General features: G+C 59.5%; 19 protein-coding genes. 11 read left to right on the top strand and 8 right to left on the bottom strand.

The genetic code is table 11. From position 1 onward, the window contains the following. Positions 1-225: 225 nt before the first annotated feature. Positions 226-1,293 carry a VWA domain-containing protein gene (locus LJD29_RS10160; protein ID WP_446745644.1) on the top strand — a complete coding sequence of 356 codons (1,068 nt, stop codon included), beginning with the start codon at positions 226-228 and terminating at the stop codon, positions 1,291-1,293. 15 nt (positions 1,294-1,308) lie between these two features. On the opposite strand, the gene LJD29_RS10155 is transcribed toward LJD29_RS10160, so the two are convergent. Next, complete coding sequence (locus tag LJD29_RS10155) at positions 1,309-2,322, bottom strand: aldo/keto reductase (protein ID WP_446745643.1); 1,014 nt, start codon at positions 2,320-2,322, stop codon at positions 1,309-1,311. A 70-nt stretch (positions 2,323-2,392) separates the two neighbouring features. Next, complete coding sequence (locus tag LJD29_RS10150) at positions 2,393-3,142, bottom strand: proteasome-type protease (protein WP_446745642.1); 750 nt, start codon at positions 3,140-3,142, stop codon at positions 2,393-2,395. 121 nt (positions 3,143-3,263) lie between these two features. Here LJD29_RS10150 and LJD29_RS10145 point away from each other — a divergent pair, with 121 nt between their 5' ends. The 6 genes from LJD29_RS10145 to LJD29_RS10120 all read left to right on the top strand — a co-directional run bounded on the left by LJD29_RS10145 (position 3,264) and on the right by LJD29_RS10120 (position 12,457). Continuing rightward, complete coding sequence (locus LJD29_RS10145; protein WP_446745641.1) at positions 3,264-4,076, top strand: transglutaminase-like domain-containing protein; 813 nt, start codon at positions 3,264-3,266, stop codon at positions 4,074-4,076. Between the two features lie 317 nt (positions 4,077-4,393). Further along, on the top strand, positions 4,394-4,930 hold the full coding sequence (locus LJD29_RS10140) for an RNA polymerase sigma factor (RefSeq protein ID WP_446745640.1): 537 nt from the start codon (positions 4,394-4,396) through the stop codon (positions 4,928-4,930). Further along, positions 4,927-8,532 (top strand): CHAT domain-containing protein, encoded by a 3,606-nt coding sequence (locus LJD29_RS10135; protein ID WP_446745639.1) that lies wholly within the window; start codon positions 4,927-4,929, stop codon positions 8,530-8,532. The genes LJD29_RS10140 and LJD29_RS10135 overlap by 4 nt, the downstream gene beginning before the upstream one ends. After that, entirely contained in the window at positions 8,501-9,262 is a 762-nt protein-coding gene (locus LJD29_RS10130; RefSeq protein ID WP_446745638.1) for a hypothetical protein, read from the top strand. The genes LJD29_RS10135 and LJD29_RS10130 overlap by 32 nt, the downstream gene beginning before the upstream one ends. A gap of 63 nt (positions 9,263-9,325) precedes the next feature. After that, the gene (locus tag LJD29_RS10125) at positions 9,326-10,783 is read left to right on the top strand and encodes a glycosyl hydrolase family 79 C-terminal domain-containing protein (protein ID WP_446745637.1); all 1,458 of its coding nucleotides are present in this window, start codon (positions 9,326-9,328) and stop codon (positions 10,781-10,783) included. A 108-nt stretch (positions 10,784-10,891) separates the two neighbouring features. Then, on the top strand, positions 10,892-12,457 hold the full coding sequence (locus tag LJD29_RS10120) for an ATP-binding protein (RefSeq protein WP_446745636.1): 1,566 nt from the start codon (positions 10,892-10,894) through the stop codon (positions 12,455-12,457). An 8-nt stretch (positions 12,458-12,465) separates the two neighbouring features. Here LJD29_RS10120 and LJD29_RS10115 read toward each other — a convergent pair whose 3' ends face one another. The 3 genes from LJD29_RS10115 to LJD29_RS10105 form a co-directional block, all read right to left on the bottom strand. Next, on the bottom strand, positions 12,466-14,934 hold the full coding sequence (locus LJD29_RS10115) for an Orn/Lys/Arg family decarboxylase (protein ID WP_446745635.1): 2,469 nt from the start codon (positions 14,932-14,934) through the stop codon (positions 12,466-12,468). 108 nt (positions 14,935-15,042) lie between these two features. Continuing rightward, complete coding sequence (tilS, locus tag LJD29_RS10110) at positions 15,043-16,071, bottom strand: tRNA lysidine(34) synthetase TilS (RefSeq protein ID WP_446745634.1); 1,029 nt, start codon at positions 16,069-16,071, stop codon at positions 15,043-15,045. Between the two features lie 23 nt (positions 16,072-16,094). Continuing rightward, a complete protein-coding gene (locus LJD29_RS10105; protein WP_446745633.1) occupies positions 16,095-16,874 on the bottom strand; it encodes an SDR family NAD(P)-dependent oxidoreductase in 780 nt (259 codons plus the stop codon). 70 nt (positions 16,875-16,944) lie between these two features. Here LJD29_RS10105 and LJD29_RS10100 point away from each other — a divergent pair, with 70 nt between their 5' ends. Then, complete coding sequence (locus tag LJD29_RS10100) at positions 16,945-17,628, top strand: carbohydrate-binding protein (protein WP_446745632.1); 684 nt, start codon at positions 16,945-16,947, stop codon at positions 17,626-17,628. 6 nt (positions 17,629-17,634) lie between these two features. Here LJD29_RS10100 and LJD29_RS10095 read toward each other — a convergent pair whose 3' ends face one another. Together LJD29_RS10095 and LJD29_RS10090 are read right to left on the bottom strand one after the other, a co-directional pair. Next, on the bottom strand, positions 17,635-17,835 hold the full coding sequence (locus tag LJD29_RS10095) for a hypothetical protein (RefSeq protein WP_446745631.1): 201 nt from the start codon (positions 17,833-17,835) through the stop codon (positions 17,635-17,637). A 61-nt stretch (positions 17,836-17,896) separates the two neighbouring features. Next, positions 17,897-19,231: an enolase C-terminal domain-like protein gene (locus LJD29_RS10090; protein ID WP_446745630.1), complete on the bottom strand. Its 1,335-nt coding sequence runs from the start codon at positions 19,229-19,231 to the stop codon at positions 17,897-17,899. Between the two features lie 155 nt (positions 19,232-19,386). On the opposite strand from LJD29_RS10090, the gene LJD29_RS10085 reads away from it, so the two are divergent. Continuing rightward, positions 19,387-20,406 carry a VWA domain-containing protein gene (locus tag LJD29_RS10085; protein WP_446745629.1) on the top strand — a complete coding sequence of 340 codons (1,020 nt, stop codon included), beginning with the start codon at positions 19,387-19,389 and terminating at the stop codon, positions 20,404-20,406. 94 nt (positions 20,407-20,500) lie between these two features. Next, complete coding sequence (locus LJD29_RS10080; protein WP_446745628.1) at positions 20,501-22,210, top strand: 30S ribosomal protein S1; 1,710 nt, start codon at positions 20,501-20,503, stop codon at positions 22,208-22,210. Here the strand turns inward: LJD29_RS10080 and LJD29_RS10075 are convergent. After that, positions 22,207-22,938 carry a sugar phosphate nucleotidyltransferase gene (locus tag LJD29_RS10075; RefSeq protein ID WP_446745627.1) on the bottom strand — a complete coding sequence of 244 codons (732 nt, stop codon included), beginning with the start codon at positions 22,936-22,938 and terminating at the stop codon, positions 22,207-22,209. The two genes, LJD29_RS10080 and LJD29_RS10075, sit on opposite strands and share 4 nt — an antisense overlap. Before the next feature lie 83 nt (positions 22,939-23,021). Here LJD29_RS10075 and LJD29_RS10070 point away from each other — a divergent pair, with 83 nt between their 5' ends. Next, entirely contained in the window at positions 23,022-23,996 is a 975-nt protein-coding gene (locus LJD29_RS10070) for a GDP-mannose 4,6-dehydratase (RefSeq protein ID WP_446745626.1), read from the top strand. Positions 23,997-24,038: the final 42 nt, after the last annotated feature.

Below are 24,038 nucleotides of genomic sequence, written 5' to 3'. Positions count from 1 at the left end.
TAAACCGGCGAAAGTACCCCTTGGGATACCCCGTAAATGTCCAATCTTGTTAGACGCGCGACGCGTCCCCTGGGCAACCTGCAATTCCAGGGCCAGGAAAGCGTATGCTCAGACTATCAGATTCATCTTTGGGGACTTGCGTTTTACGCTCCCCGAAACCGGATTCCGTTGTGCTCCAATCCGGCGAAGACCTTTCCTCTCGGAACCCCGTCTAACGGAGTATTTATGCGATCTTCCCGCCGTCCGACTGCCTTTCTCGCGCTGCTTCTCGCCGCATGCTCCATTTCCGCCATGCAGGCCCAGTCTGCGCCCTCACCGGACGCGCCACCGGTAAGCAATGTGCCGGACACCCCGGACGAGACTGCGGCGCCGGCAACCACCCTCCGGGTCAACGTCAACCTCGTCAGCCTGTTTTTTACGGTGCGCGACAAGCATAACGGACTGATTCCGACGCTGGCGAAGAGCGACTGCTCGATTCTGGAAGACAAGCATCCTGAGACCATCAAGAACTTCTCGGCCGAGTCGGACCTGCCGCTGACCCTCGGAATTCTCGTCGACACGAGCGGCAGCCAGCAGAATGTGCTGCCGTTGGAGCAGCAGGCAGGCGGCGAATTCCTTCGCGACGTGGTCCGCGCCAAGGATCAGGCCTTCCTGGTCAGCTTCGACGTAGGAGTGAACCTCGAGCAGGACTTTACGAATAACGTCAGCGCACTCACCCGCGCTCTCGATAAGACCGAGATCAATACCGGCGCAGGCAGCGGACAGGTTGGTGTCCCCGGCATCGGACAGGGTCCGGTACCGACACAGGGCGCGCCCAAGGGGACGCTGCTCTACGATGCAGTGGCGCAGGTTTCAAGCCAGAAGCTGGGTACGGAGACGGGGCGCAAGGCGCTCATCCTGCTGACGGACGGCGAGGACATGGGCTCCGAGACCAAGCCGGCGCAGGCGATTGAAGCGGCACAAAAAGCCAATGCCATCATCTACGTCATTCTCATCGCCGATCGGCCGTTCTATGGCATGCACACCACTTTCGGCTACAGCGGCGATGCGCAGATGCAGAAGCTCAGCTCGGAAACAGGCGGACGCGTGATCAACGTCGGCAACAATGGCAAGAAGCTCGAGGACGCCTTCGCGCAGATTGAAGAAGAGCTGCGCACGCAGTATCTCGCCACCTATACACCGACGAACACCAAGCTCGACGGCAGCTTCCGCAAGGTCGATATCTCCTGCAAGGGAGATGGGCTGAAGATCCAGGCACGCAAAGGCTACTACGCCATCGGCGAAGCGCAATAGCCTTTCCCCTTGAAGCTACCCCAGGAGCTGGGGATTGTGCGCGGTTCCGTCGAAGTGGTTGGTTGTTTTATATAACTCGAACTTGCCAACCTGCGCTGCCGCCCTGGTGCGCTCAAGCAGGCTCGCGACCTGCTGCTCCGTCATCGGCTTGAATGTTCTGGTGGCCTCGAAGGCCTGATCCAGAATCTGCATGCTGTCGATCCCGGTGATCTGCACGGCGACCGGCAGATTCAGGCAGTAGTGCAAACACTCGATGGGCTTGACCGTGTTGCTGTCGAGGATGAAGTGGTCGCCGAAGGCCTTCATGCCGAGCGGCGCTATGCCTTCGCGATGCAAAACCGGAAGCACGTCGTGGGTGAAGCTGCGGAAGTGCGCGTCCATCACGTTGACCGGCATCTGCACCGTGTCGAAGTGAAAGCCATTCCGCTTCGCGGTTTCGAGCATGCGCAGGTGAACGTACGGATCCTTGTGCCCGGTGAAGCCGATAAAGCGGATCTTGCCGGATTGCTTCGCCTCCTGCAGCGCTTCGATGGCCCCGCCTTCCGCGAAGGCGCGGTCTGGATCTTCGAGGCGAATCACCTCGTGCAACTGCATCAGGTCAACGCGGTCTACCTGCAGACGCTTCAGTGATTCGTCGATCTGCTGCGTTGCGGCTTCTTTCGTTCTGCCGTCAATCTTGGTCATCAGAAAAGCACGGTCACGGTAGCCGCCGCGCAGGGCTTTCCCCATGCGCACTTCGCTAACTCCATCGTTATAGTCCCAGCAGTTATCGAGAAAATTGATGCCGCGATCGATGGCGGCGCGCATTAGCTTGATACTGTCGTCCTCGGAGATCTGGGACCTGCCGATGTGGTACCCCCCGAGCCCTAGTGCGGAAACACGCACGCCGGTGTTGCCCAGTGTGCGGTAGATCATCCCGTTGCTTTCCGGTGTTGCCTCTTCGGCGCGTAGAGCGGGTACAGACCAGGGGCCGGTAGCGGCTGCTCCGGCGGCGATCGTAGCCGTCTTCAGAAAATCTCTGCGATCCATTGATGCACTCCTTACCGTGAGGGGTGTTCGTTCCCAGGTTTCTTCCGAGACGCCGTTGCCTCAGAACGGGCTAGGGAAGATCAGGCAAACAGGCGTTGAAGTGGATATCGGGCAACTCCTCCACAGCCCTGCGAAGCGAGTGCTCCCATTTACGATGCAGTTGCAGCATCTCCGGGTCGTCGGCGGCGAACTTGCGGTAACGGTCGAACTCCAGCTTGTCGTTTTCGTAAAGCAGGATTTCGATCGGCGGGCCAACGGTCACATTTGATCGCATGGCAGCGTCGAAAGAGAGCAGCGCGTACAAGGCTGCATTTTCAAGCGAAGTCGAGCCGCGCACAATGCCGCGGTCGAGGATCGGCCTGCCATACTTGCTTTCACCTATTTGCAGATAGGGCGACTCGTGGGTCGCGCTCAGCGGATTGCCCTGCGGATAAATCATGTAGAGCTGGGACGAAGCTTCGCCCTTCACCTGGCCGCCAAGCAATAAATTAATGTTGAAACTGAAATTGTCGCGCTCGAGCGATGCCCGATCCATGTCCGAGACCTTGCGCACGCACTCCCCTACGACGCGCGCGGCTTCGTAGGTCGAAGCTGCTTTGGCCAGCCCCTCGCCGGCGGTGAACTCGTCCCGCAGCAGCGTGATCACTGACTGCGTCAGCGACAGGCTGCCGCTGGTGAGCACGACGAAGGCACGCTGGCCTGGATTCACGAAGGTGTGCATCTTCCGGCAGACGTTCACCTGGTCGAAACCGGCGTTGGTTCGCGAGTCCGAAGCCATCACCAGCCCCTGATGCGTCATGATGCCAAGACAGTAGGTCAAGCAGAACACCTCTCTACATAAAACTTTACCGGAATGGATGTGGACGTGTATTTAACGCATCTTAATGATTGCCCTGCCAGAAGTTCGCGGCAGGCTGACCACGCTACAAGGAACGCTCCTCATGCTGATCCGTATTGGGTATGACATCCAATTTGATCTTCCCGCACCGGTGTCTTTCGTGTCGATGCTCAACGTACATCCATCCCGCACGTCCGATCTGCGTAAGCCTGACGGGATGAAGATCGAACCCGAGCTGCCTACGGAGAGCTACATCGACAGCTACGGAAACATCTGTACCCGTTTCAACGCGCCGGCAGGCCCCCTGCGCCTCTCAAACGATTCGCTGGTTTACGACAGTGGCAAGCTCGATCCTGTTGCGCTCGATGCAATGGAGCATCCGGTGGCGGAGCTGCCGAGCGATGTGCTGCAATACCTGATGCCGAGCCGTTACTGCGAGGTTGACCGGCTCTCCAATACGGCCTACGAGCTCTTTGGCAATCTTCCCCAGGGCTGGTCCCGGGTACAGGCCGTCTGTGACTGGGTGCATACCAAGGTCACTTTCGGCTACCCCTTCGCGCGGCCGACCAAGACGGCGCTCGACACCTACACGGAACGGCAGGGGGTATGCAGGGACTTCCAGCACCTGGCCATCACCCTGCTGCGCGCCCTGAACATTCCTGCCCGCTACGCGACCGGATACCTGGGCGACATACAGATTCCCCCGCTGCCCCCGCCGATGGACTTCAGCGCATGGTTTGAGGTGTACCTCTCCGGCAGATGGTGGACATTCGATGCCCGATTCAATGTTCCCCGCGTGGGAAGGGTGCTGATGGCAGTCGGCCGTGACGCCTCGGATGTGGCCATAACGACATCGTTCGGCCTGGCAAATCTGACGGGATTTCTGGTTATTGCCGAGGAAGTAAAGGGCGAGTAAGAGGGATTAGCCGGACCCTCCAATGCTCCGCGCCGGAAGCCCGGTTACAGAGAAACAACTCCTTAGTTAGGAAAACGATATCCCCCATAAGTGGCACGCTCTGCCGCCATGTAAACGTAATCAGATTGATGTAACCTAATGCCACACTCGTGGTTATTCGGGATCTATCATCGAACGATCTTGTTCGTCTGTGTGCGGTCCGAGGTGGAGCGGAAGAGTGGCTGGAATTTGTCCAGCGATTTACCCGTCCAATCTCGTTGACGGTGCTGCGCGTAACAAGACTATGGGGTGTGCCGCCGACGGCCGTCGATGATATTGTGCAAGATGTTTTCCTGAAGTTCTGCGAAAACGACCGCAAGATCCTGCGCGATTTCAAGCCTCTTTCTCCCGATTCGTTTCCCGCCTTTCTGAAGGTTGTCGCCGCTGCGACGGCAAACGACCACTTTCGCCGGCGTCACAGCGTCAAGCGCGGTGGAGGACAGAGCGAAGAACAGGTAACCGATGGTTATCCCGACCTGCGCTCCGGCGCACTGCAAAGCATCGAGTGGATGGAGCGCGACCTGCTTCTCCGCGAGATCGACCAGTTGCTGGAAACGACCTCGCACCAGGAAACAAACCGGCGCGACCGTACCGTTTTCTGGCTGTACTACCAGCAGGGGATGACAGCGGGAGCCATTGCCGGACTTCCGGGCATCGGCCTGAGCGTCAAGGGTGTCGAAAGCGCGCTGCACCGCATGACCTCTCTCATCCGTTCCCATATCAGGCAAACCGCAACGGTTGTTCCGCAAAAAAATATAGTGCCCCGTGAAGGATTCCTGCCTTCGCCTGCGGTAGAGAAGAGTGAATGGTTATGAGCTCTCCCGACGACTCTTTCTATAAAAATCTCGAGGCTCTGCTGCGCGGCACTTCACAGGTGCCAGGCGCCCGGGGTGCCGTACCCCCGGCATCCGGCTGCCCGACGGAAGCGGAATGGTTTCAGGCGGCATCGGGCGAGCTGTCTCCGGAAGAGAGCCTGAAAGTGGTGGAGCACGCGGCACGTTGCCAGACCTGCGCTCCCCGGCTGCACTACTGGGGAGCCATCTTTAAGGACGAATCCCCGGAAGAAGCAGCGGAACTCGCGAAGCTGCCGGTTTCACGCTCGCGCTGGCAGGATCGCATGGCAGCCCGGATGGTCCAGGGAGAACGAAACGAAGCCCGGCGAGGCTTCTTTTCACGGCGCTACCTGCTCCCTCTTTCGTTAGGATTTTCCGGCGCACTGGCGGCGGTCGTCTTCTTCCTGCTGCTGCCGAGCGGCTTCCGCACACACACCTCTCCGGAGTTCCAGCTCGCGTCGGCTTATACCGGTCAGCGGCAGATGGATTTGCGGATTCCGATGGCCGGGTTTGCCCCCGTGCAGGCCAGCCATCATCAGCGTGCCGCGGGAGCAGATTCGCGAAACGATAACGATTCTGTGCCGCTGCTTGAGGCAAGGGCTACTATCACCCAGGCGCTCCTCAAATCGCCGGAAGACAATCACTGGCTGGCGCTGGAGGCCCGCGCCGATGTGCTGAACGGGGATTACAACTCCGCGATCGACACCCTCAAGCGCGTCCTGGCAGCGGATCCTTCGAATGTCCCGGCACTCACCGATATTGCTTCCGCGTACCTGCTGCGCGCGAAGGCAACCGACACGCCCGCCGACCAGGCTGCCGCCCTCGATTATCTCGAACATGCGGCGCGGCTCCAGCCCAATAACTCCGTCGTGCTTTACAACGAGGCCGTGGTTCTAGACAGCCTTTGCCAGTACACGGTCGAGATGGACGTGTGGAAGAAGTTCCTCGCGGCGGAGAAAGACAAGAAATGGCTGGAGGACGGCCGCAAGCGCCTCCTCGCCGTTGAAGCCAAAGAGAAAGAATGCGATCACAACCAGAGCATCCTCGCTCCGTATCTGCAGACACCGGAAGGCATGTTCAGGCTGGCCCGCAGCCCGGCTTTACTGGCTCAACGCGATGAAGAACTCCTGACGCTTCAACTACCTCATCTTCTTCAACTCTCCTTCCCGCAACAAGGCCCCGATAACAACTCCGATCTTTGCCAGTCGCAATGTCTTGCGGCACGAACCCTGCTGCGCGCGCTGGCAGACTCTCTCGAAACGCAACATCACGACACATGGCTGAAGGATTTCCTGGCAGAGACTCACACGGCACAGTCGACGAACGCCGCATATCTCCTGGGAGCAGCGCTAGAAGCCGATTCCCTTGGCGATGTTGGAAATGGCCTGAAGCTTGCCGGCCGCTCCCTGGCACTTTTTCAGACAGAGGAGAACCGCCCCGGCATACTGCGCGCCGAGGCAGCGCGAGTGTTCGAGCTGCAGCAACTTTTTTCCGTCGATCAATGCCTGTCGGCCCTCCACAACCTGGGTTCCGATATTGAAACCGCGAGATATCCCTGGATCCAGGCGCAGCTGAACCTCGATGCCTCCAGTTGCGAGGCCGCGAAGACGGACTTCTCGAAGGCAGTCGCGGATATCCGTAAGGCCTCGTCGATTGCGACCGGTGCAGGGTACGGAATGATCGGCCTGCGAGCGCTTGGATTTCTTGCCGACGAGGAATATTTCGAAGGCAACATGAATGCGGACTGGAAGGCGAACCTTGAAGGGTTGCGCCTGTTCTGGAGCGGCGCGTATCCGCTAATGCGTGCAAACCAGTTCTATCTGAACCTGGCTTACGCGGAGGAACGAACGAACCACGTGTATTCGTCCGTTCTCTTCGATCGCGAACTGCTCCACTTAAGCACCAAGCTGGATCATCCTTCTTATGAGGCAGCAGACCGCTTCCGCCTGATCCAGGCAGAGGTGCGCGCGGGAGAGATTGCGGAAGCGACAGACCAGCTTCCGCAGGCTGAGGCCTTCCTTGCATCCGTCCCCGGCGTGGATAAACTCCACGGCTATTCTGCCGATACACATTTACAGTTGGCCGAGGCCTATCTCAGCCGGCAGGCGCCTGACGCGGCGGAACAAATGCTCGTCGAGGCGTCTCTGCCGGTGCAGACACTCGATGTTCCTTACGTGAACCTGGGTTATGAAGAAGCGATGGGACGTCTCGCCATGCAGGAGGGCAAGCAGGCCGTGGCACAGACGCACCTGGATCGCGCTCTCTCCATCGCTGAAGAAAACTTCCACCGTCTCAAGGGCAAGGAGGAGCGCGCCGCCTGGAGCCGCCGCATACGCGAAGCCTATGCGGCCTCGGCCCTGCTGCGACTCGAAGAGAAGCGCTCCCCGGCTCAAGCCCTGGCCGTATGGGAGCGCTATCGCCTGATGTCGAGCGGCCTCGAACCGGACGAAGGCTGCCATGGGCAGGGTTTTGAGTGCCTGGCGCCCGCGCTCGAGCGCTTCCGTTTGTCGCTCAAAGGGAAGAAGGTGCTCGGCACCACTCTGCTCGACGGAAAAATGATGACGTGGCTGATCGATCGGGACGGCATCCGGGTGCAGCAGACGACGATCGACCCGGATCAGTTCAGCCGCCTGACGCAGACGTTTGCACAGATGACCGCGACCCCGCGCAGCAGCGAAGAAAGCCTGCGCGCCGTGGGCCTGCAACTCGAACGCGGATTTCTCCAACAGGCACTTCCGGCGTTTGCCCCGCACCAGGAACTGATTCTCTACCTCGATGACACCATGGAGTTCCTGCCCGTAGCGGCCCTGCCGCTGGCAGACGGTGAGTATGCCGGGCAGGAAGTCGCACTGAGCAGCGTCCGTTCTTTGCTGGCGGCCAGCCATCTTCATGCCTCCGCTGCATCGGAAGCCCAATTGAGGGCCAGCTCAGCGCTCGTTGTCGGAGCCTCTCTGCCCGACGCGCGCGAGGCCGTTCCACTGCCAGAAGCCAAGGTCGAGGCCCTGTCGGTGGCCGCGTATCTGGACCACCCCACAGTGTTGACCGGCCTCAACGCGACGGCGCGCTCCATGGAGTCCGCCATGCCGGGGACCTGGCTGATTCACTACGCCGGCCATACCGTATCTTCTTCCGGCCATACTCGCCTGATGCTTGCTCGCGATCAATCACGTGACGATGCGGAGGCGCGCAGGATACGGGATATCGGCCTCTTCCACCAGGCAGCACTGAGCAAGTGCCGCATCGTGGTGCTCTCAGCCTGCTCAACCGGCAGCCTGGAAGAGCATGACTCCGCGGATCCTTCCGGCCTCGTCGAGCAACTGGCCGACGACGGGGTGCCGGACATCGTGGCGACCCACTGGGACGTCGACTCGGAAGCAGCCGTGCCGCTGATGAAGAATTTTTACTCTGGTCTGGCGCAAGGCCTTACCACTCCCCAGGCTCTCTCCCATGCCGAAGTTGCCGTAAGCAGCCTCGGCGCTTACCACCACCCCTATTACTGGGCAGCGTATTACGTTACCGGTATGGGGAAATCAACGTTGAAAGAGCTGATTCATGAACGAACAAGCAGCAGTCACCCCTTTTGACCTGCGCATTCACTTCGAAGGCGCCTTTGTCTTTTCCCTTCAAACCGCGAACAACGCATCTTCAGACACTACTCCGCTGACCGGAGTACAGGTATATGCCCCGACCTGCGAACACCTGCATGCAGCGACCGTCAACACGGGCAGCATGTACATGCTCGAGAACTACTGGCATTGCATCGACCCGGTATATGAAGCCGGAACGACAGCGACCCCGATCACAATCGGCGACGTAAAGAAGAAGCTCTCTTCGAACACTCCGATGGTTCCCGGCAATCGGCCGATCGGCAGCGGATGGACTCTCGCGGTGAATCTCCCAATTCCTCCGAACGACTGGGAAAGCGACCTCGAAGTCAGCACCACCGATCCCGACTCGAAGCAGCCCTGCTTCAGCGGGATGGCAGCCAGCATCATTCCCGCCAGCGTCGCAACCGAACAGATCGTGATCTATAAGCAGGTCACGTCGGTGACTTTTCACGGAGCATGCTTCACTCCGAACTTCACCCCTGTGAACGGCGTCGTCGACCTGGTGATCACCTCGGAAATGCCAAACGTCATTCCGACGATCCCGCATCAGTCGCGCGCGATCAGTTCCATGGCGAGCCTGCTGGGAATTGACCTCGTCTTCCAGCATCCGCTGCCGAAGGGCGATGAGAGTGAAGGCAAGTTTCAGGTCCGCACTGTTCACACCGGCGGTTGCTCAATGCCCATCCTGAGCGGCCCTGGCCTCTAATAGGCACGGTCACTCATTCGAGCATAGCTGGACGCTCATCTCCGGCTATGCTCGAATGATCCCATGCGCCGCCGCACCTTCCTTGAGCTTTCACTGCTTGCTTCCGGCTCATCGCTTCTGCCTCGCGGGCTGATGGCCTCGGCACCTGGTTCGTCAGCGCAGCTCACCATCCATCCTCATGCTGCAGGAAACCGCATCGGGCCGGCGTTCACCGGCCTGAGTTACGAGACGGCCGAACTGCAGAATCCCGATTTCTTCTCCGGTAAAAACCAGGAACTGGTGGGCCTGATAAAACGCCTCGGCAGCAGCGGAGTGCTGCGCCTGGGCGGCGGGACCAGCGCATACTCCTACTGGACGCCGGGGCCTGTGGCAGCGCAAGCCGCGCAGTGGCACGAATCGATCGACGCGGATACCGGCAAGCACGCGGAACCACCGCGCAAGATCACCCCGCTCGCTATCCGCAATCTGCGCGACTTTCTCGATGCCACTGGATGGCAGCTGATCTACGGACTGAACATGGGCACGGGCAGCGCCGCTGCAGCCGCAGACGAAGCAGCTTATGTAACCGCCGTTATCGGGCCGAAGCTCATCGGCTTCCAGCTCTGCAATGAGCCCGACCTGTTTTCAATGAGCGGAGTACGGCAGCCCACCTACAACTTCGATCAATTTGCGCAGGAGTGGCAGAGCTTCTACGAGGTGATTTCATCACGTGTGCGCGGCGCCCGTCTTGGCGGGCCGGATACCGCTGCGCACAACGAATGGCTGGCCTCCTTCGCGAAGAAATTCGCAGGAGACATCGCCTTCATCTCGCAGCACTACTATGCCGAGGGACCGCCGGCGGATCCCTCGATGAACATCGATCGCCTGATGAAGCCTGACCCAAAACTCATCGAGCAGCTTGCCGTCATGAAACAGGTAGCCAGCGAAGAGAAGCTGCCCTTCAGGCTTGCGGAGACCAACTCCTGCTACGGCATCGGGAAACCGGGAGTGAGCAATACGCTCGCGTCGGCCTTATGGGGCGCGGACCTGATGTACCAACTCGCTGCGGCAGGCGGCGAAGGCATCAACTTCCACACCGGCGGAAATGGCTGGTATACGCCGATTGGCGGCTCGCTCGAGAAAGGCTTCTCTGCGCAGCCGATCTACCACGGCATGCTGCTCTTCGAGCAGGCAGGCGCGGGCAATCTCGTCGATATCCAGCTCGAGAGGCCCGTTGATGCTCCACTTCTGACGGCCTACGCCATTCGTGGAGAAAAGGGGACACTGAAGACAGTGGTCTTTAACAAGAACAGCAGGCAAACAGTCGAGCTGACGATCGATCCGGGGAGGCGCAGCAGCCGCGCAAGCTTGCTTCGTCTTTCGGCTCCATCGATCGAATCGACCGAGGGCATCACGCTGGGCAGCAGTGCGGTAGAAGCGAACGGGGACTGGAACGGGAACCAGGAGGCGATCCAGAGCGTACATGGCAGGTATGTCATCTCCATGCCTGCGGCGAGCGCCATGCTCGTTACCTTTCACTGACCGGACAGGCTCGGCGGCGGTCCGTCACAAATCGCCGATTCAGGACTGCCTCATCCCACGCGAACAGCGGCAGGTGCATACTTTTACTCAGGAGCTCTCCAGCGAACGATGCGGCATTTTGGCAGTTTCCGGCTCGACACGCAAAATGAGTGCCTGTGGCAGGGCGATGAACGGCTCGCGCTGACGCCGAGGCCGTTTTCGGTATTACGCTATCTCGTCGAAAATCCCGACCGGCTTGTAACCCACGATGAGCTGCTGGAAGCCCTGTGGCCTGAAACATATGTACAGCCGCAGGTGCTGCGGACGTATGTGCTGGAACTACGCAAGCTGCTTGGAGACGATCTCGATTCTCCTCGCTATATCCAGACGGTTCCGAAGCGAGGCTATCGCTTCGTCGCAGCCGTTACCGAGCCGGTCGAGGGCTCGGCGGGATCGCATGAATCTCCAGCACAGACCGCATCTATCTTCGGCCGGGATGCGGAGCTTGCCGCGCTGCACCAGAAGCTTGAGCGCGTCCGCAAAGGCGAGCGGCTTACGCTTTTCCTTACAGGCGAGGCCGGCATAGGCAAAACCGCTCTGCTCGACGCATTTTGTATGCAGCTGTGCGCGGTCCCGCAGCTACGTATCGCTCGAGGGCAGTCCCTTGAAGGCTTCGGAGGCAAAGAGTCCTTCTATCCCGTGCGGGAGGCCGTCAACGAGCTCTGCTGCTCGAATGACGAGAAGGCGCGCGCATTGCTCTCTGCAGCCGCTCCAGGCTGGTTTTCTCACGGAGTACCGGGCGTACCTCTGATCGGGGAAATCAGCGAGGCCCTCGAGTCTCTTTCCCAGGCAGAGACGCTGCTGCTGATCTTCGAAGATATCCATTGGGCGGACGACTCGACATTGAACCTCATCTCAGCGTTAGCGAGACGGCGCGGTGCTGCGAAACTGATGCTGCTGGCCAGCTTTCGCCAGACGGACCTGACGCCGGAACACCCTCTGAGCGCGCTCGAGCAGGACCTCATAAGCCGGCGCGGAGGCGAAAAGATGCGCCTCGGGCCGATTGGCAAAGATGCGGTCTCGGCTTACCTGCGGCGCGAGCTGGAAGCCGAGAAACTACCCTCAGGCCTGTCGAGCCTGGTGCATCAGCACTCGTCCGGCAATCCGCTGTTTATGACGGCCGTGCTCGATCACCTGCGTACACAGCAGATCGTCAGCAGCAAGGGCGGAGAAGTCACATTGAAGATGCCGCTCGAAGAGATAGAACCGGGCGTTCCCGATGGCCTCTCGGATCTGATCGGGTTGCAGCTGGAACGCCTCAGTGAAGAGGATCGCCGGCTGCTCGAAGCCGGCTGCATATCGGGCTCGATCTTCCCCGCATGGGCTGCCGCAGCTGCGCTTGGCCGCGAGCTGGACGAGGTTGAAGAAGCTTACTCCAGGCTGACGCGCCGCGTGCGCCTCATCTCAATCGCGGGTGAAGATGAACTCCCCGGCGGAAGCTTTTCCACGTTCTATGTTTTCTCGCATGCACTTTACCGCGAAGTGCTGTACGCGCAGATTCCCCCGGCGCGGCGGTCGCAATGGCATCTGCGAGTCGCAGGCAGGTTGCGCGAGATGTTCGCGGGGCAGGAAGCAAATGTGGAGGAAGAAATCATGGCTCACACCGAGGCAGGCCAGCAGGGCAGGCTGCGCTAGCAGCGATATCAGCGTTGTCCGCTGATATCGCTGCTGCTCGGTACGGTCTGGTCGCGATTGTCCTGGCCGGACGTGCCGCCACCCGGGGTATCGCTGCTCTTTACACGGCGGCGACGCTTCACCGGAGGACCGGACTTGGGAGCGCTCTTTCTTCCGTTGCCGTTCTTGCCCGGCGTTTCGATAACCGCACGCACCCAGTAGTTGCCCTCGGGATCGACTTCAACGCCATGCACTTCACGTTCGAAGCCGGGGAAGCGCCTGCCGAACTCTTCCATGGCGAGGATGAGGCGGATAACCGCGCTCTCCTTGCTGCCGAGCCTCTCGCCCGGCATGCTGACGGGAATGCCCGGAGGATATGGCACGAGCATGACGCCCGTGACACGGTTCGCCATCTCGGAGAAGCGCACCTTCTCCGTGCCGTTGCGGATCAGCTTCTGATAGGTCTGCGATGGCGTCAGTACCTGGTCGGTGTCGAGATTGCAGGCCTCACCGACAAGGCCGGTCAGGTTGAGTTCGACGACAGCCGCATGCATCTCGTCGCTCAGGTCCTTCAGCGAGACATTGCGATAACGAGCCGGATACTTGGCAACAAGATCGGGAAGAGCTTCTTCTAGCGGAGCCTCGGTGTCGTAAAGACGCTTGAACTCGAAGAGGTTTTCGAGCAGGCTGCCCCACTTACCCTTACTGGTGCCGACCGAGAAGAGCACCAGCACCGTGTAGTCGCCGGTACGGGCGATTTCCACGCGGCGCGCATCGAGGAATTCCGTCAGGATCGCAGCGGGGATACCCCAGTCGTTGACCACACCCTGTGCATTGACACCCGGCATCAGGATGGTCACCTTCGTCGGGTCAAGCATGCAGTAGCCGTCGGCGATATCCTCATCGCGGAAGCCATGCCAGTCCTCACCCGGCTTCAGTGTCCAGCAGCTGGGGTCGTTGGCCAGCATGTGATCCGGCGCTTCTTCAAAGACGTGCGTGGCACCCGTGGCATCGGTCACCTGGTCGGGCTGGAAGAGCCGGAAAAACCATCCGCCGCCGTTCTCCGCGGCGCGCAGACGGTGCGCAACCGAGGACATGGCCTTGCGGAAGCTAATGGCATCCTCGATCGTCTCTTCCATGAGCGTCGGGCCGGCAGGCTCGTCCATCATGGCGGCGGCCACGTCGAGCGAAGCCACGAGCGGATAGAACGGCGAGGTCGTGCCGTGCATCATGAAGGCTTCGTTGAACTGGTCGAACTCCAGCGGCGCGCGGGGGCTGAGCTTGATGTGCACCATTGAGGCCATCGAGAATGCCGCCAGCATCTTGTGCGTCGACTGGACGGCAAACAGCGTGGGCCGGTCCGGCATCTCTTCGGGCACGTCCATGGCGAAACGCCCGCGATAGATGGGGTGAAACTTGGCGTAGGCGTACCAGGCTTCGTCGAAGTGGACGCGTGGGACAGACTTCGCCAGCTCGGTCACAACGCGATTCACGTCGTAGCAGAGGCCGTCGTAAGTCGAATTTGTAACTACCGCGTAAGTTAATTCCTTGTTCTGCAGGCCGGTGGTCAACGGGCTTTCGTCGATCAGCTGCTTGATCGACTCGGGGCTGAAACGATTGAGCGGCACCAGGCCGATCATGCCGTAGCCGTTACGCGTCGGCGTGGCATAAACAGGCCGCGCACCGGTCGTGGTCAGTGAATGACAGATGGACTTGTGGCAGTTGGCGTCGACGAGGACGATATCGTCCTGCCCGATCACGCCGTGGCCAACGATCTGGTTCGAGGTCGAGGAACCGCCAAGAACGTAGAACGTCCAATCGGCGCCGAAGATGCGCGCCGCATTGCGCTCCGATTCGCCGGCAGGTCCCACGTGATCGAGCCAGGAGCCGAGCGGGGCGCTCGAGATGCCAAGGTCAGAGCGCATCAGGTTTTCACCGAAGAAACGGTGAAACTCCATGCCGACCGGATGCTTGAGATAAGCGACGCCACCCATGTGACCGGGGGCGTCCCAGGAGTAAGCGCCCTGGTCGTTGTACTTCTTCAGCTCGCGGAAATACGGCGGCAGCAGCTGTTCGTTGTAGCGCTCAACGGCGAAGTCTACGCGGCTGGCAATGAAGGCCGGCGTGTCGCCAAAAAGGTGAATGTATTCATGCACCTGACGGACTACTTCCAGCGGCAGCTCGTTGACCAGCGTGCGGTCCGCAATGAGGAAGATCGGCACCTTCTTGTTGCGGCGGCGCACCTCGCGCATGATCTTCAGCGCAGCGCGCTGGTCGAACTGGTGGTCGCCTGCAAGATCCCAGTCAAGCAGGATGGCGCTGAACGACGGGTCAGACTTCACCAGCGACAGGCCGTCATCCGGCGTCGCGGTGCGAACTACTTCATAACCCTCTTTACTGATTGCATCGACAAGGCGCTCCATGGCGCGATCCGACACCGAATCGGTGCCGCCAACTTCACTTGCAATCAGTAATACCCAATCGTTCTCTTCTGCCATACACCTCTCACTTCTTTCTTCATGTTACAGCGCATTGCCCTGTGAAGATTGACGCTGGATAAAAGCGTGAAAAATCTTCCGGGGAGGGTTTGCGGGGCTTGATCTCTGTCAGGATTTCTCAGGTTTGGCGCCACTCCAGATCAGCCGCAGTTCACGTGGGCTGCGCTCGGCGCGCAGACTGGCTGTAAGTGTCTGACGACGGCTCGCTCCGGGGCCAAGCATGGCCACCACGCGTTCAGTCTGCTCAAAATTCAGGGTTGCACCGAGTTGACGGGCAGCGGCGCGCAGCAGCCTTCGCCGAACGGCGATGGAGCGGGGCAGCCGCTCAATTTCGAGGGCAATACTGGCCTCTTCGGGATGCGTGGACGCCGAACGCCCTCCGCCGCGAACCGGCTTACCCGGCAACAGGAGCGGAGGAGCGATGCGAGCGATCTCCGCCTGCCACCAGATGTCCTCGTCCCGGGCCAGCGTCGCCAGGTTTGCGAGTTGCGTTCGCACCTGCGGGTTATAGCTTTCGAGAACGGGCAGTAATTCGTGCCGGATACGGTTACGAGTGTATGCAACGTCTCGATTTGTCGCGTCCTCGCGCCAATCCTGGCCGATCTCCTTCAGCCACGCTTCGATCGATGCGCGGCGAGTGGCAAGGAATGGCCGGATAATCTCGCCACGCTGATACGAAATGACGGGATGAATCGCAGACAGCCCTTCAGTCCATGCCCCGCGCAGCAGTTTATGCAGAACCGTTTCCGCCTGGTCGTCCAGTGTATGTGCGGTTGCGATGGCGTCTACTTCGCCAGATGCAAGCAGCTGCTCAAACCATGCGTACCGCAGGTTTCTCGCAGCTTCTTCCAGGGTTTCTTTCCTGGTTTGCGCGGCCGCCGGAGTATCCACGTCGCGCCGATGAAGAACAAGGCTATATCGCGACGCGAGATGAGATACAAACTGCGCGTCCTCATCCGCTTCGGCGCCGCGAATTCCGTGATGCAGATGAACGACTGACAGAACAAACCCCACCTCGGGCGCGGCAGTAAGGAGACAGCGAAAGAGCGCCACGGAATCAGCGCCGCCGGAGACGGCGACGGCCAATCTCATGCCCGGCTTGAGCATCTGTCGATCGAGAAGAAGTGGTTCAGGCATCCGGTCTATGTTAGCGATTTCCTTCAACGCTTGCGAAGGCGCAGCGACTCCCAGCTCGCGTCGGCCGTCCATCCGCCATCGACGGCGATTGCCTGTCCGTTGATGAATGGACTTTGCGCATCGTCCGCAAGAAAGGCAATCGTGTTGGCGATGTCCTCGGGCGAGGCGAAGCGGCCCATGGGAACGCGGTTGATGATGTCGGCATCGTTGTAGCTTCCGCCGGCCTGATCGGCGACATCCATTTCGGTCTTCACCCATCCGGGACAGACAGCGTTGACGCGGACACCGCGGCCGCCCCACTCAGCGGCAAGCGTTCGCGTGAGACCGATCAAGCCGTGCTTGGAGGCGTTGTAAGCAGCGCGATCGCTCACACCTAGCAGTCCCGCAACCGACGCGACGTTGATGATGGAGCCGCGCCCGGCATCGAGCATCTGCTGGCCAAAGGCCTTGGCAAGCAGGAATGGAGCCACCAGGTTCACTTCAAGCACCCGCCTGTAGTCAGCAGAGGCTGTCGATTCAGCAGCAGCAATGTGGCTGATGCCGGCATTGTTCACCAGCACGCTCGCCGGACCAAGTTCTGCACGAACGAGCTCCGCGAACTGGTCTATCGCAGCCTCGTCGGTAATGTCGGCAACATGGGCCATTGCCGTTCCGCCTGCCGCCTTGATTGCTGCGAGAGCTTCGTCCGGCATGGCCAGATCGATAATAGCGATGCTGAATCCTCGTTCAGCCAGAACCTCGGCTGTGCGGCGTCCGATTCCCTGCCTGCCGCCGGTTACGACGGCGATCTTTCCTGATGACATCCCTGCACGCTCCTGCTTTATGTTCGCATCTCTGTACTTGCTGTCCTATATGCTTCCTGCGAGGTGTTTTTTGAAGATTTTCGCGGCGGTGATTTGCTTCGCCTTCTGGTTCTCGATGAGCGCCACTCATAGCAGTATTCCGGCTGGCTATCATGGTCTGCCTTATCGCGATGCAACGCACACGGCTGGACCACAGACGATTCCAGGGCGGCTGGAGGCAGCGTTCTTCGACTTGGGCGGAGAAGGCGTCGCTTATCACGATACGGATGCCGTTAATCACGGCAGTGGCGAGTTGAATTACCAGCCCGGGCACTGCGAGGAGGGTGTAGATCCTTCCATCTGCCACTTCCGCGAGCACGATGGCGTTGATATTTCCTACGTAAAGAAGCTGGCCGACTTCAAGAGCAACAGCATGGTCATGCCCGCGTGGAAGCAGCTTTACATCGGATGGGAAGAGGACGGCGAGTGGACGAATTACACCGTGCAGGTAAAGCACAGTGGCCGTTACAAAATCGTCGCCATGTATTCGAACGTTCCGCAGACGATCCAGTTCTCGTTGAACGGCCACGCCGCAGCCGATTGTGTGCTGCCGGCATTTCCGCTGACCCGCGATCCTGCATGGATGGTCTTCCACACATGGAACAAGGCAGAGTGCGGATCAATCACTCTGCCTCGGGCTGGACTTCAGTTATTGACCCTGCACTACAGGAAGGGCAACAACCTGGCTTACTTCGATTTCATTCCCGTGAACTAATGCCCGTCAGGCGGCTGCCTCGACCGGCTCCGCACTCTTCTTCGAATCCATGCGAACGAGATAAGCTCCCGGCTGCGTGTACAGGACGAGGACGATCTTATCCTCATGATCCTTCAGCACAATATTGTGTTCTCCGTAAGTCACAGAGTCCGCTTCTACCTTCAGCGCTCCCGGCTTCTCCGGCATGTGAATCTCGTAAAGAGCCATTGCATCTCCTCGATTGCGGTCTTCTGCCTAGGATGCCGCCTTCGTTTCGTGCCGATGCCCGCTACTGCTTGATTACCGTTCCGTCGAGTTTGCGAATTTCTCCCCAGCCTCCATTCAACCCATTGCGACCCGGAGTGAACGGGAATTTCTCCGCTGCCTTTTCATCGATTTCGATACCCCATCCCGGCTTCTCGCTCACCCATAGATAACCGTCCTTCATCTCGGGGCATCCCTGAAAGATCTCGCGGGTGTGATCGTTGAATGGCGTGTACTCCTGGATGCCGAAGTTATAGCTCACGATATCGAGCGTAACGTTTGCCATGTGCCCAACAGGCGAGACATCGCCAGGACCGTGCCAGGCTGTTTTCACTCCGAATGCTTCGGAAAGAATTGCGATCTTGCGCGCGGGGCTGAAGCCGCCAACCTGTGAAACGTGCACGCGAATGTAATCGATCAGGCGCTGCGAGATAAGTGGCTGCCACTCGTGCGGATTATTGAACAGCTCCCCCATAGCAAGCGGCGTGGCGCAGTTCTGGCGAATTTGTTCGAAGTATCCGATGTCTTCCGGCGAGACAGGATCCTCGAGGAAGAACATGTCGAACTTCTCCGCTTCCTTGCAGAACAATACGGCTTCATTCGGAGTGAGTCGCTCGTGCATGTCATGCAGCAGCCCCACTTCTTCGCCAAGCTCCTGTCGGCAGACTTCGAGCAGCTTCAGCGCGCGGCGCATGTCGTAGGCGGGCTCGAAGAGCGGCTTGTTGTGCAGCGGCTTGAAGTGTCCGCCTTCACCGTGCGGAGCGCTGTATCCAGCAAGACCCGGGATGCCTACCTGCACGCGGATATTGCGGAAGCCCTGCGCCATGTACTCCTTCGAGGCGCGGACCACGTCGGCATACTCCTGCCCATCGGCGTGAACATACACATCGACAGCTTCGCGGCACTTGCCACCCGCCAGCTGATACACCGGCATGTTCGCCTGCCGGCCCTTGATGTCCCACAACGCCTGATCGATGCCGCTCAATGCATTGTTCAGCACCGGACCATTCTTCCAGTAAGAGCTGTCGTAGCAGGACTGCCAGATGTCCTCGATCCGGTCAGTTGTCTTGCCGAGCAGAAAGGGCTTGAGATACTTCTCGACTGCCGGCTTCACCAGGTCGGCGCGCTGCGTGAACGTGGCGCATCCGTAACCGTAGAGGCCATCCTGGTCGGTGGTGATCTTCACCACGGTCAGGCGAGTTCCGGCAGGCTCGCACTCGATCACGCTGATGTCCCTGATCTTCGGTGCGGGCATGGCGCGGAGTGCTCGTTCAGCCTGCTCCTCTGCCCGGGCGGTGCGACTCATTAATCCCACTGCGCCTGCTGCACCTGCGACTCCGAAGAAACGGCGACGATCCATAGACAAGGCAAGACCCTCCTGGTTTTTCGACGTGCCATTCTAGCTGACCTAACAAGACAAAGATCATTTCAAAGAAAATCTGCTGTTCCGTACGTTGCTCGTTCAGATATCCTGTTCCCTCCAGCCAAAGAGCTTGAATTTTCCGGAGTGTATCGATGCGAGCGATTCGCGTTGCCTGTTTCTGTCTTGTTTTGTGCTTTCTCGTAACGCCCCGAGACACATACGCGTTCGCGGGCGATCCCCAACCCGTCACGATAGATGTGACTGTCGATTCCCATGATGGCGATCCGATCGCTGGTCTCACCAAAGATGACTTCACGATTCTCGATAACGGAAAGCCGCAGGACATAACCTCATTCCGATCCGACAAAGACAACACCGGTCAAACAACGATGATCCTGGTCTTCGATGCTGCGGACACAACGCGTGAACGCCTGGCGTTTGCGAAGCAGCAGATCATCGACTACCTTAAGGCGGACAACGGGCATCTTGCATATCCAACCGCTCTGGCCGTGGTGACGCGCCAATCAGTGAAGATGCAGGGTGTGTACACATCCGACGGCAATCTGCTCGCGCAGGACTTGGCGCAGTTCGACGTCGATCAGCAGGCGACACAGAATGTGGCGGGGTCGCGCGGCACTACGAGCCAGATGCCGATGAGAGCCCTGCAGGGGCTTCTCGCGCTGCCTAATGCGACGCAAGGGCGAAGATTAATGATCTGGATTTCCCCAGGGTGGGTCGTAACGCCGGGTCCGAGCGCGCAGGGAGATGCAGAGAAAATATTCGCTCAGATCGTGCAGTTTTCTGACGCCATGCGCAGCAGCCACACCACACTCTGTGCGATCGATCCGCAGGGAAACCTTACGCCTGAAGCGGCAGGACCCTTTTATGTCAACTATCGCTCATACCTTAAACCAGTGAAGAAGCCTGGCGACGCGAGCTTCGGCAATCTGAGCCTCCAGGTAATTGCTGTAAACAGTGGAGGCGTGGCGCTAGGCTCGAGCTCGGATGTGGCTGGACTCATCGGGAAGGTTATCCGCTCCTCCGAGTCCTTCTATACGCTCAGCTTTATGCCCCCAGCAGCGAAACCGAATGAGTTTCATGCAATCGAAATCAAGATGAACAAACCCGGCCTAAAGGCAAATGCTCGCCCAGGGTATTACACCAGCCAGTAAAGGCGAAGCGGCGCACCGGATCAGTGCGCCGCCGTTCAACGCCCCGCGTGGAAGGTGTATCCTAACCGAAATATCTTCGGTTTTCTCTCACCTCATGACCAATCCCGAACAAGACAATCTCCCTTCTGAAACCGCCGTCCCTTCTGCCGAACAGGACCAGTCTTTCGCCGACATCCTCTCTGCCTTTGAAAAGCAGCGCACCAAGTCAGACGAAGGCGAGCGCCGCGTCTCCGGCACAGTTATTGCCGTCACACCCGAGTTCGTCTTCGTCGACGTTGGTTCGAAGACGGAAGGCGCGCTGCCGTTGAGCGCTATCGAAGGTGGCGCGGAAGCAGTGAAGCCGGGTGACAAGCTCTCCGTCACCGTGCGCGGACGCAACGCCGAAGGCTACTACGATCTCTCGCTCTTCAAGATCGCCCAGCCGAAAGACTGGACATCCCTTGAGCGCTCCTTCGCGGACAAGTCCACCATCGTTGGAACCGTGACTGCAGTCGTCAAGGGCGGCTTCCGCGTGGACGTCGGCGTCACTGCGTTTATGCCTGCCTCCCGCAGCGGCGTTCGCGATGCTGCCGAGATGGAGAAGCTCGTCGGGCAGGAGATTCGCTGCCGCATCACGAAGCTCGATGCGACCGAAGAAGACGTGGTCATCGACCGCCGGGCCGTGCTTGAAGAAGAGCAGACCCTGGCACGCGAAAAGCGCTACTCCGAAGTGAGCGAAGGCGACGTGATTCGCGGCACCGTGCGCAGCCTCGCCGAATACGGCGCCTTCATCGACCTCGGCGGCGTCGACGGACTGCTGCACATCAGCGATATCTCATGGTCGCGCGTAAACAAGCCGGAAGACGTGCTCTCCGTCGGGCAGGAGCTTGAGGTCAAGGTTCTCAAGATTTCGCCTGAAGGTAAGAAGCTCTCGCTTGGACTCAAGCAGTTGCAGGCTCACCCCTGGGATGCCGTGCCGGAGAAGTACAATCTCGGCGAACGCGTGAGCGGAACCGTCACCCGTCTGGCCGACTTCGGCGCCTTCGTTGAGCTGGAGCCGGGTGTCGAAGGCCTGATCCATGTGTCGGAAATGTCCTGGGTGAAGAAGGTCAAGAAGCCCAGCGATCTGCTCAACACCGGCGACACGGTCGAGGCAGTCATCCTCGGCATCAACCCCGCGGAACGCCGTCTCTCGCTCGGCCTCAAGCAGGCGCTCGGCGATCCCTGGGCAGACATCGCGCAGAAGTTTCCCGCCGGCTCTGTCGTGGAAGGACCGGTTTCGAGCTTCACCAAGTTCGGAGCCTTCGTCCAGCTTGCGGAAGGCGTCGAAGGCATGGTCCACATCAGCGAAATCACAGCGGAGAAGCGGCTTAACACTCCGCAGGACGCGCTGCGTGCCGGCGAGGTGGTCAAAGCGCAGGTACTGAGCGTGGACAAAGAGAAGCGCCAGATTAAGCTGAGCATCAAGCAACTGGTACCGCAGGAAATTGACGAGTACATTGCCGAGCACAAGGCTGGAGACACTGTGACCGGCCGCATCGTCAGCGTCGAAGGCCAGTCCGCAAAGGTGGAGCTTGGCGATGGCATCATCGCGCGGGCAACGATTCCCGCGGCCGCGAAACAGGACGAGCCTGCTGCGGCCGCAGATTCCGGCAAGGTCGATCTCTCTGCATTGAGTTCCATGCTGAAGGCCAAATGGAAGAGCGGCCCGAGCGAAAGCACGCAAAAGGCTGCGGAAGTGCAAACAGGCCAGTTGCGCAGCTTCCGCATCGTCAGCCTGAATGCGGAAGCGAAGCAGGTTGAACTCGAAATGCTTCGCGGTTAGCTTCCAGTAACCCAGGGCGGAGCGGCGCCATTCTCCATGAGCCGCTCCAACTCCTGCTGATCCTTGCTGGTGTCCATCGACTTCCAGAAACCGTCGTGCAGATAGGTATAGAGCTGGCGCTCTGCGGCGAGATGCGGCAGCAGGTCTGACTCAAGGCTGTGCCCGGCCCAGTGCTCCGCGACCTTCTTATCGAAAACAAAAAAGCCGGCATTGATCCACGAGTCGCGGATAATCGGCTTTTCCGTAAAGCTTTCCACCTGCTGCTGCTCGTTGAACTGCAGCGTCCCGTACTGGGAACGCAGCGGCACGGCTGTGACCGTTGCCAGGCCGCCGCTGGCGATATGAAAGTCCAGCAGTGCCTGCAGATTAATGCTTCCTAAGCCGTCACCGTAGGTCACGAAGAAGCGATCGCCTACGCGATCCAGGCAGGAATAGACGCGATCGCCGGTATCGGCTTCCGTACCGGTGTCGAGAATCTCGATCTCCCACTCGGGAAAGCGGCCGTCGAAGTAATCGAGCAGCATCTCCTTGCGGTGTCCTGCTGCGAGCACGAAGCGGCGTACGCCCTGCCGGGCATAGATGTGCATCAGGTGGACAAGGATGGGGCGGCCGTTGACCGGCATCATCGGCTTCGGGAAATACTCTGAAAAGGGATAGATTCGCGAGCCCTTTCCTCCGCAAAGAATGACGACTTTCATGTCCTGATCGGCCAGCGATTTAACTGCCACGTACGAACTCTCCTCCAGTGAATGTAACCTATTCTTTTAGACGGACGCGCGGCCATAGACGATCACGCGGGCAGGAGAGAGACTTGGGTTACTGGCAGGGAAAACGTGTATTTGTGACCGGCGCGACCGGCCTGATGGGTGGATGGCTCGTAAAGGCGCTGCTGCGCGAAGGGGCGGAGATCGTCGCGCTCGTCCGCGACCAGGCTCCGAAGAGCATGGCCGTGCGGGAAGGACTGCTCGAACAGGTCGCCATCGTCTCCGGTGATCTCGAATCGCTGCCTACCATGCAGCGCGCTATCGCCGAGTACGAGCCGCATACCGTCTTTCATCTCGCCGCACAACCGCTGGTGCAGGTAGCCAAGCTCGACCCCGTCGGCACGCTGCGCGCCAACGTGATGGGAACGTGGAACGTGCTCGAAGCCTGCCGTCTCGCAGGCAAATCGAATGTCGTCGTGGCGTCATCGGACAAGGCTTACGGCTCGAGCGAGAGCCTGCCTTATCTCGAAACGCATCCGCTGCAGGGCCGCTACCCGTACGACGTTTCGAAGTCGTGCACGGATCTCATCTCGCAGATGTACGCCGCGACTTATGGTGTGAAGACCGCGATTGCCCGCTGCGGCAATCTCTTCGGCGGCGGCGATCTCAACTTCAGCCGGACCATTCCAGGATTGGTCAAGGCAACGCTGGCAGACGAGCCTTTTGTCATTCGCAGCGATGGAAAATTCGTGCGCGACTTCCTCTACGTGAAGGATGCAGCCGAATGCTACCTCGTGCTCGGCGAGAAGCTTGCCGAAGACAGCTCAATCAGCGGTGAGGCCTTCAACTTCAGCCTCGGCGAACGGCTGACCGTGCTCGATATAGTACACATGACGCTGCGCATCATGGACCGCACGGATCTAAAGCCGGTCATCCAGAACATTGCGTCGTCTGAAATTCGCGAGCAGTATCTCGATGCCTCGAAGGCGAAGGAACGCTTGGGATGGAAGCCGGTTTATGGCATGGAAGAGGCAATTCGCGAGACCGTTGAGTGGTATCGCGATCACTTCGCCAGCCACTAAGCTCCGAATGTCCGCGACAAAGCTTTTGACCGTCTAAAGATC

Source organism: Silvibacterium acidisoli, from assembly GCA_022870745.1.
GTDB lineage: Bacteria > Acidobacteriota > Terriglobia > Terriglobales > Acidobacteriaceae > Silvibacterium.
The sequence above is the reverse complement of the archived record's forward strand: the minus strand, read 5'-3'. Positions and strand labels throughout refer to the sequence as shown.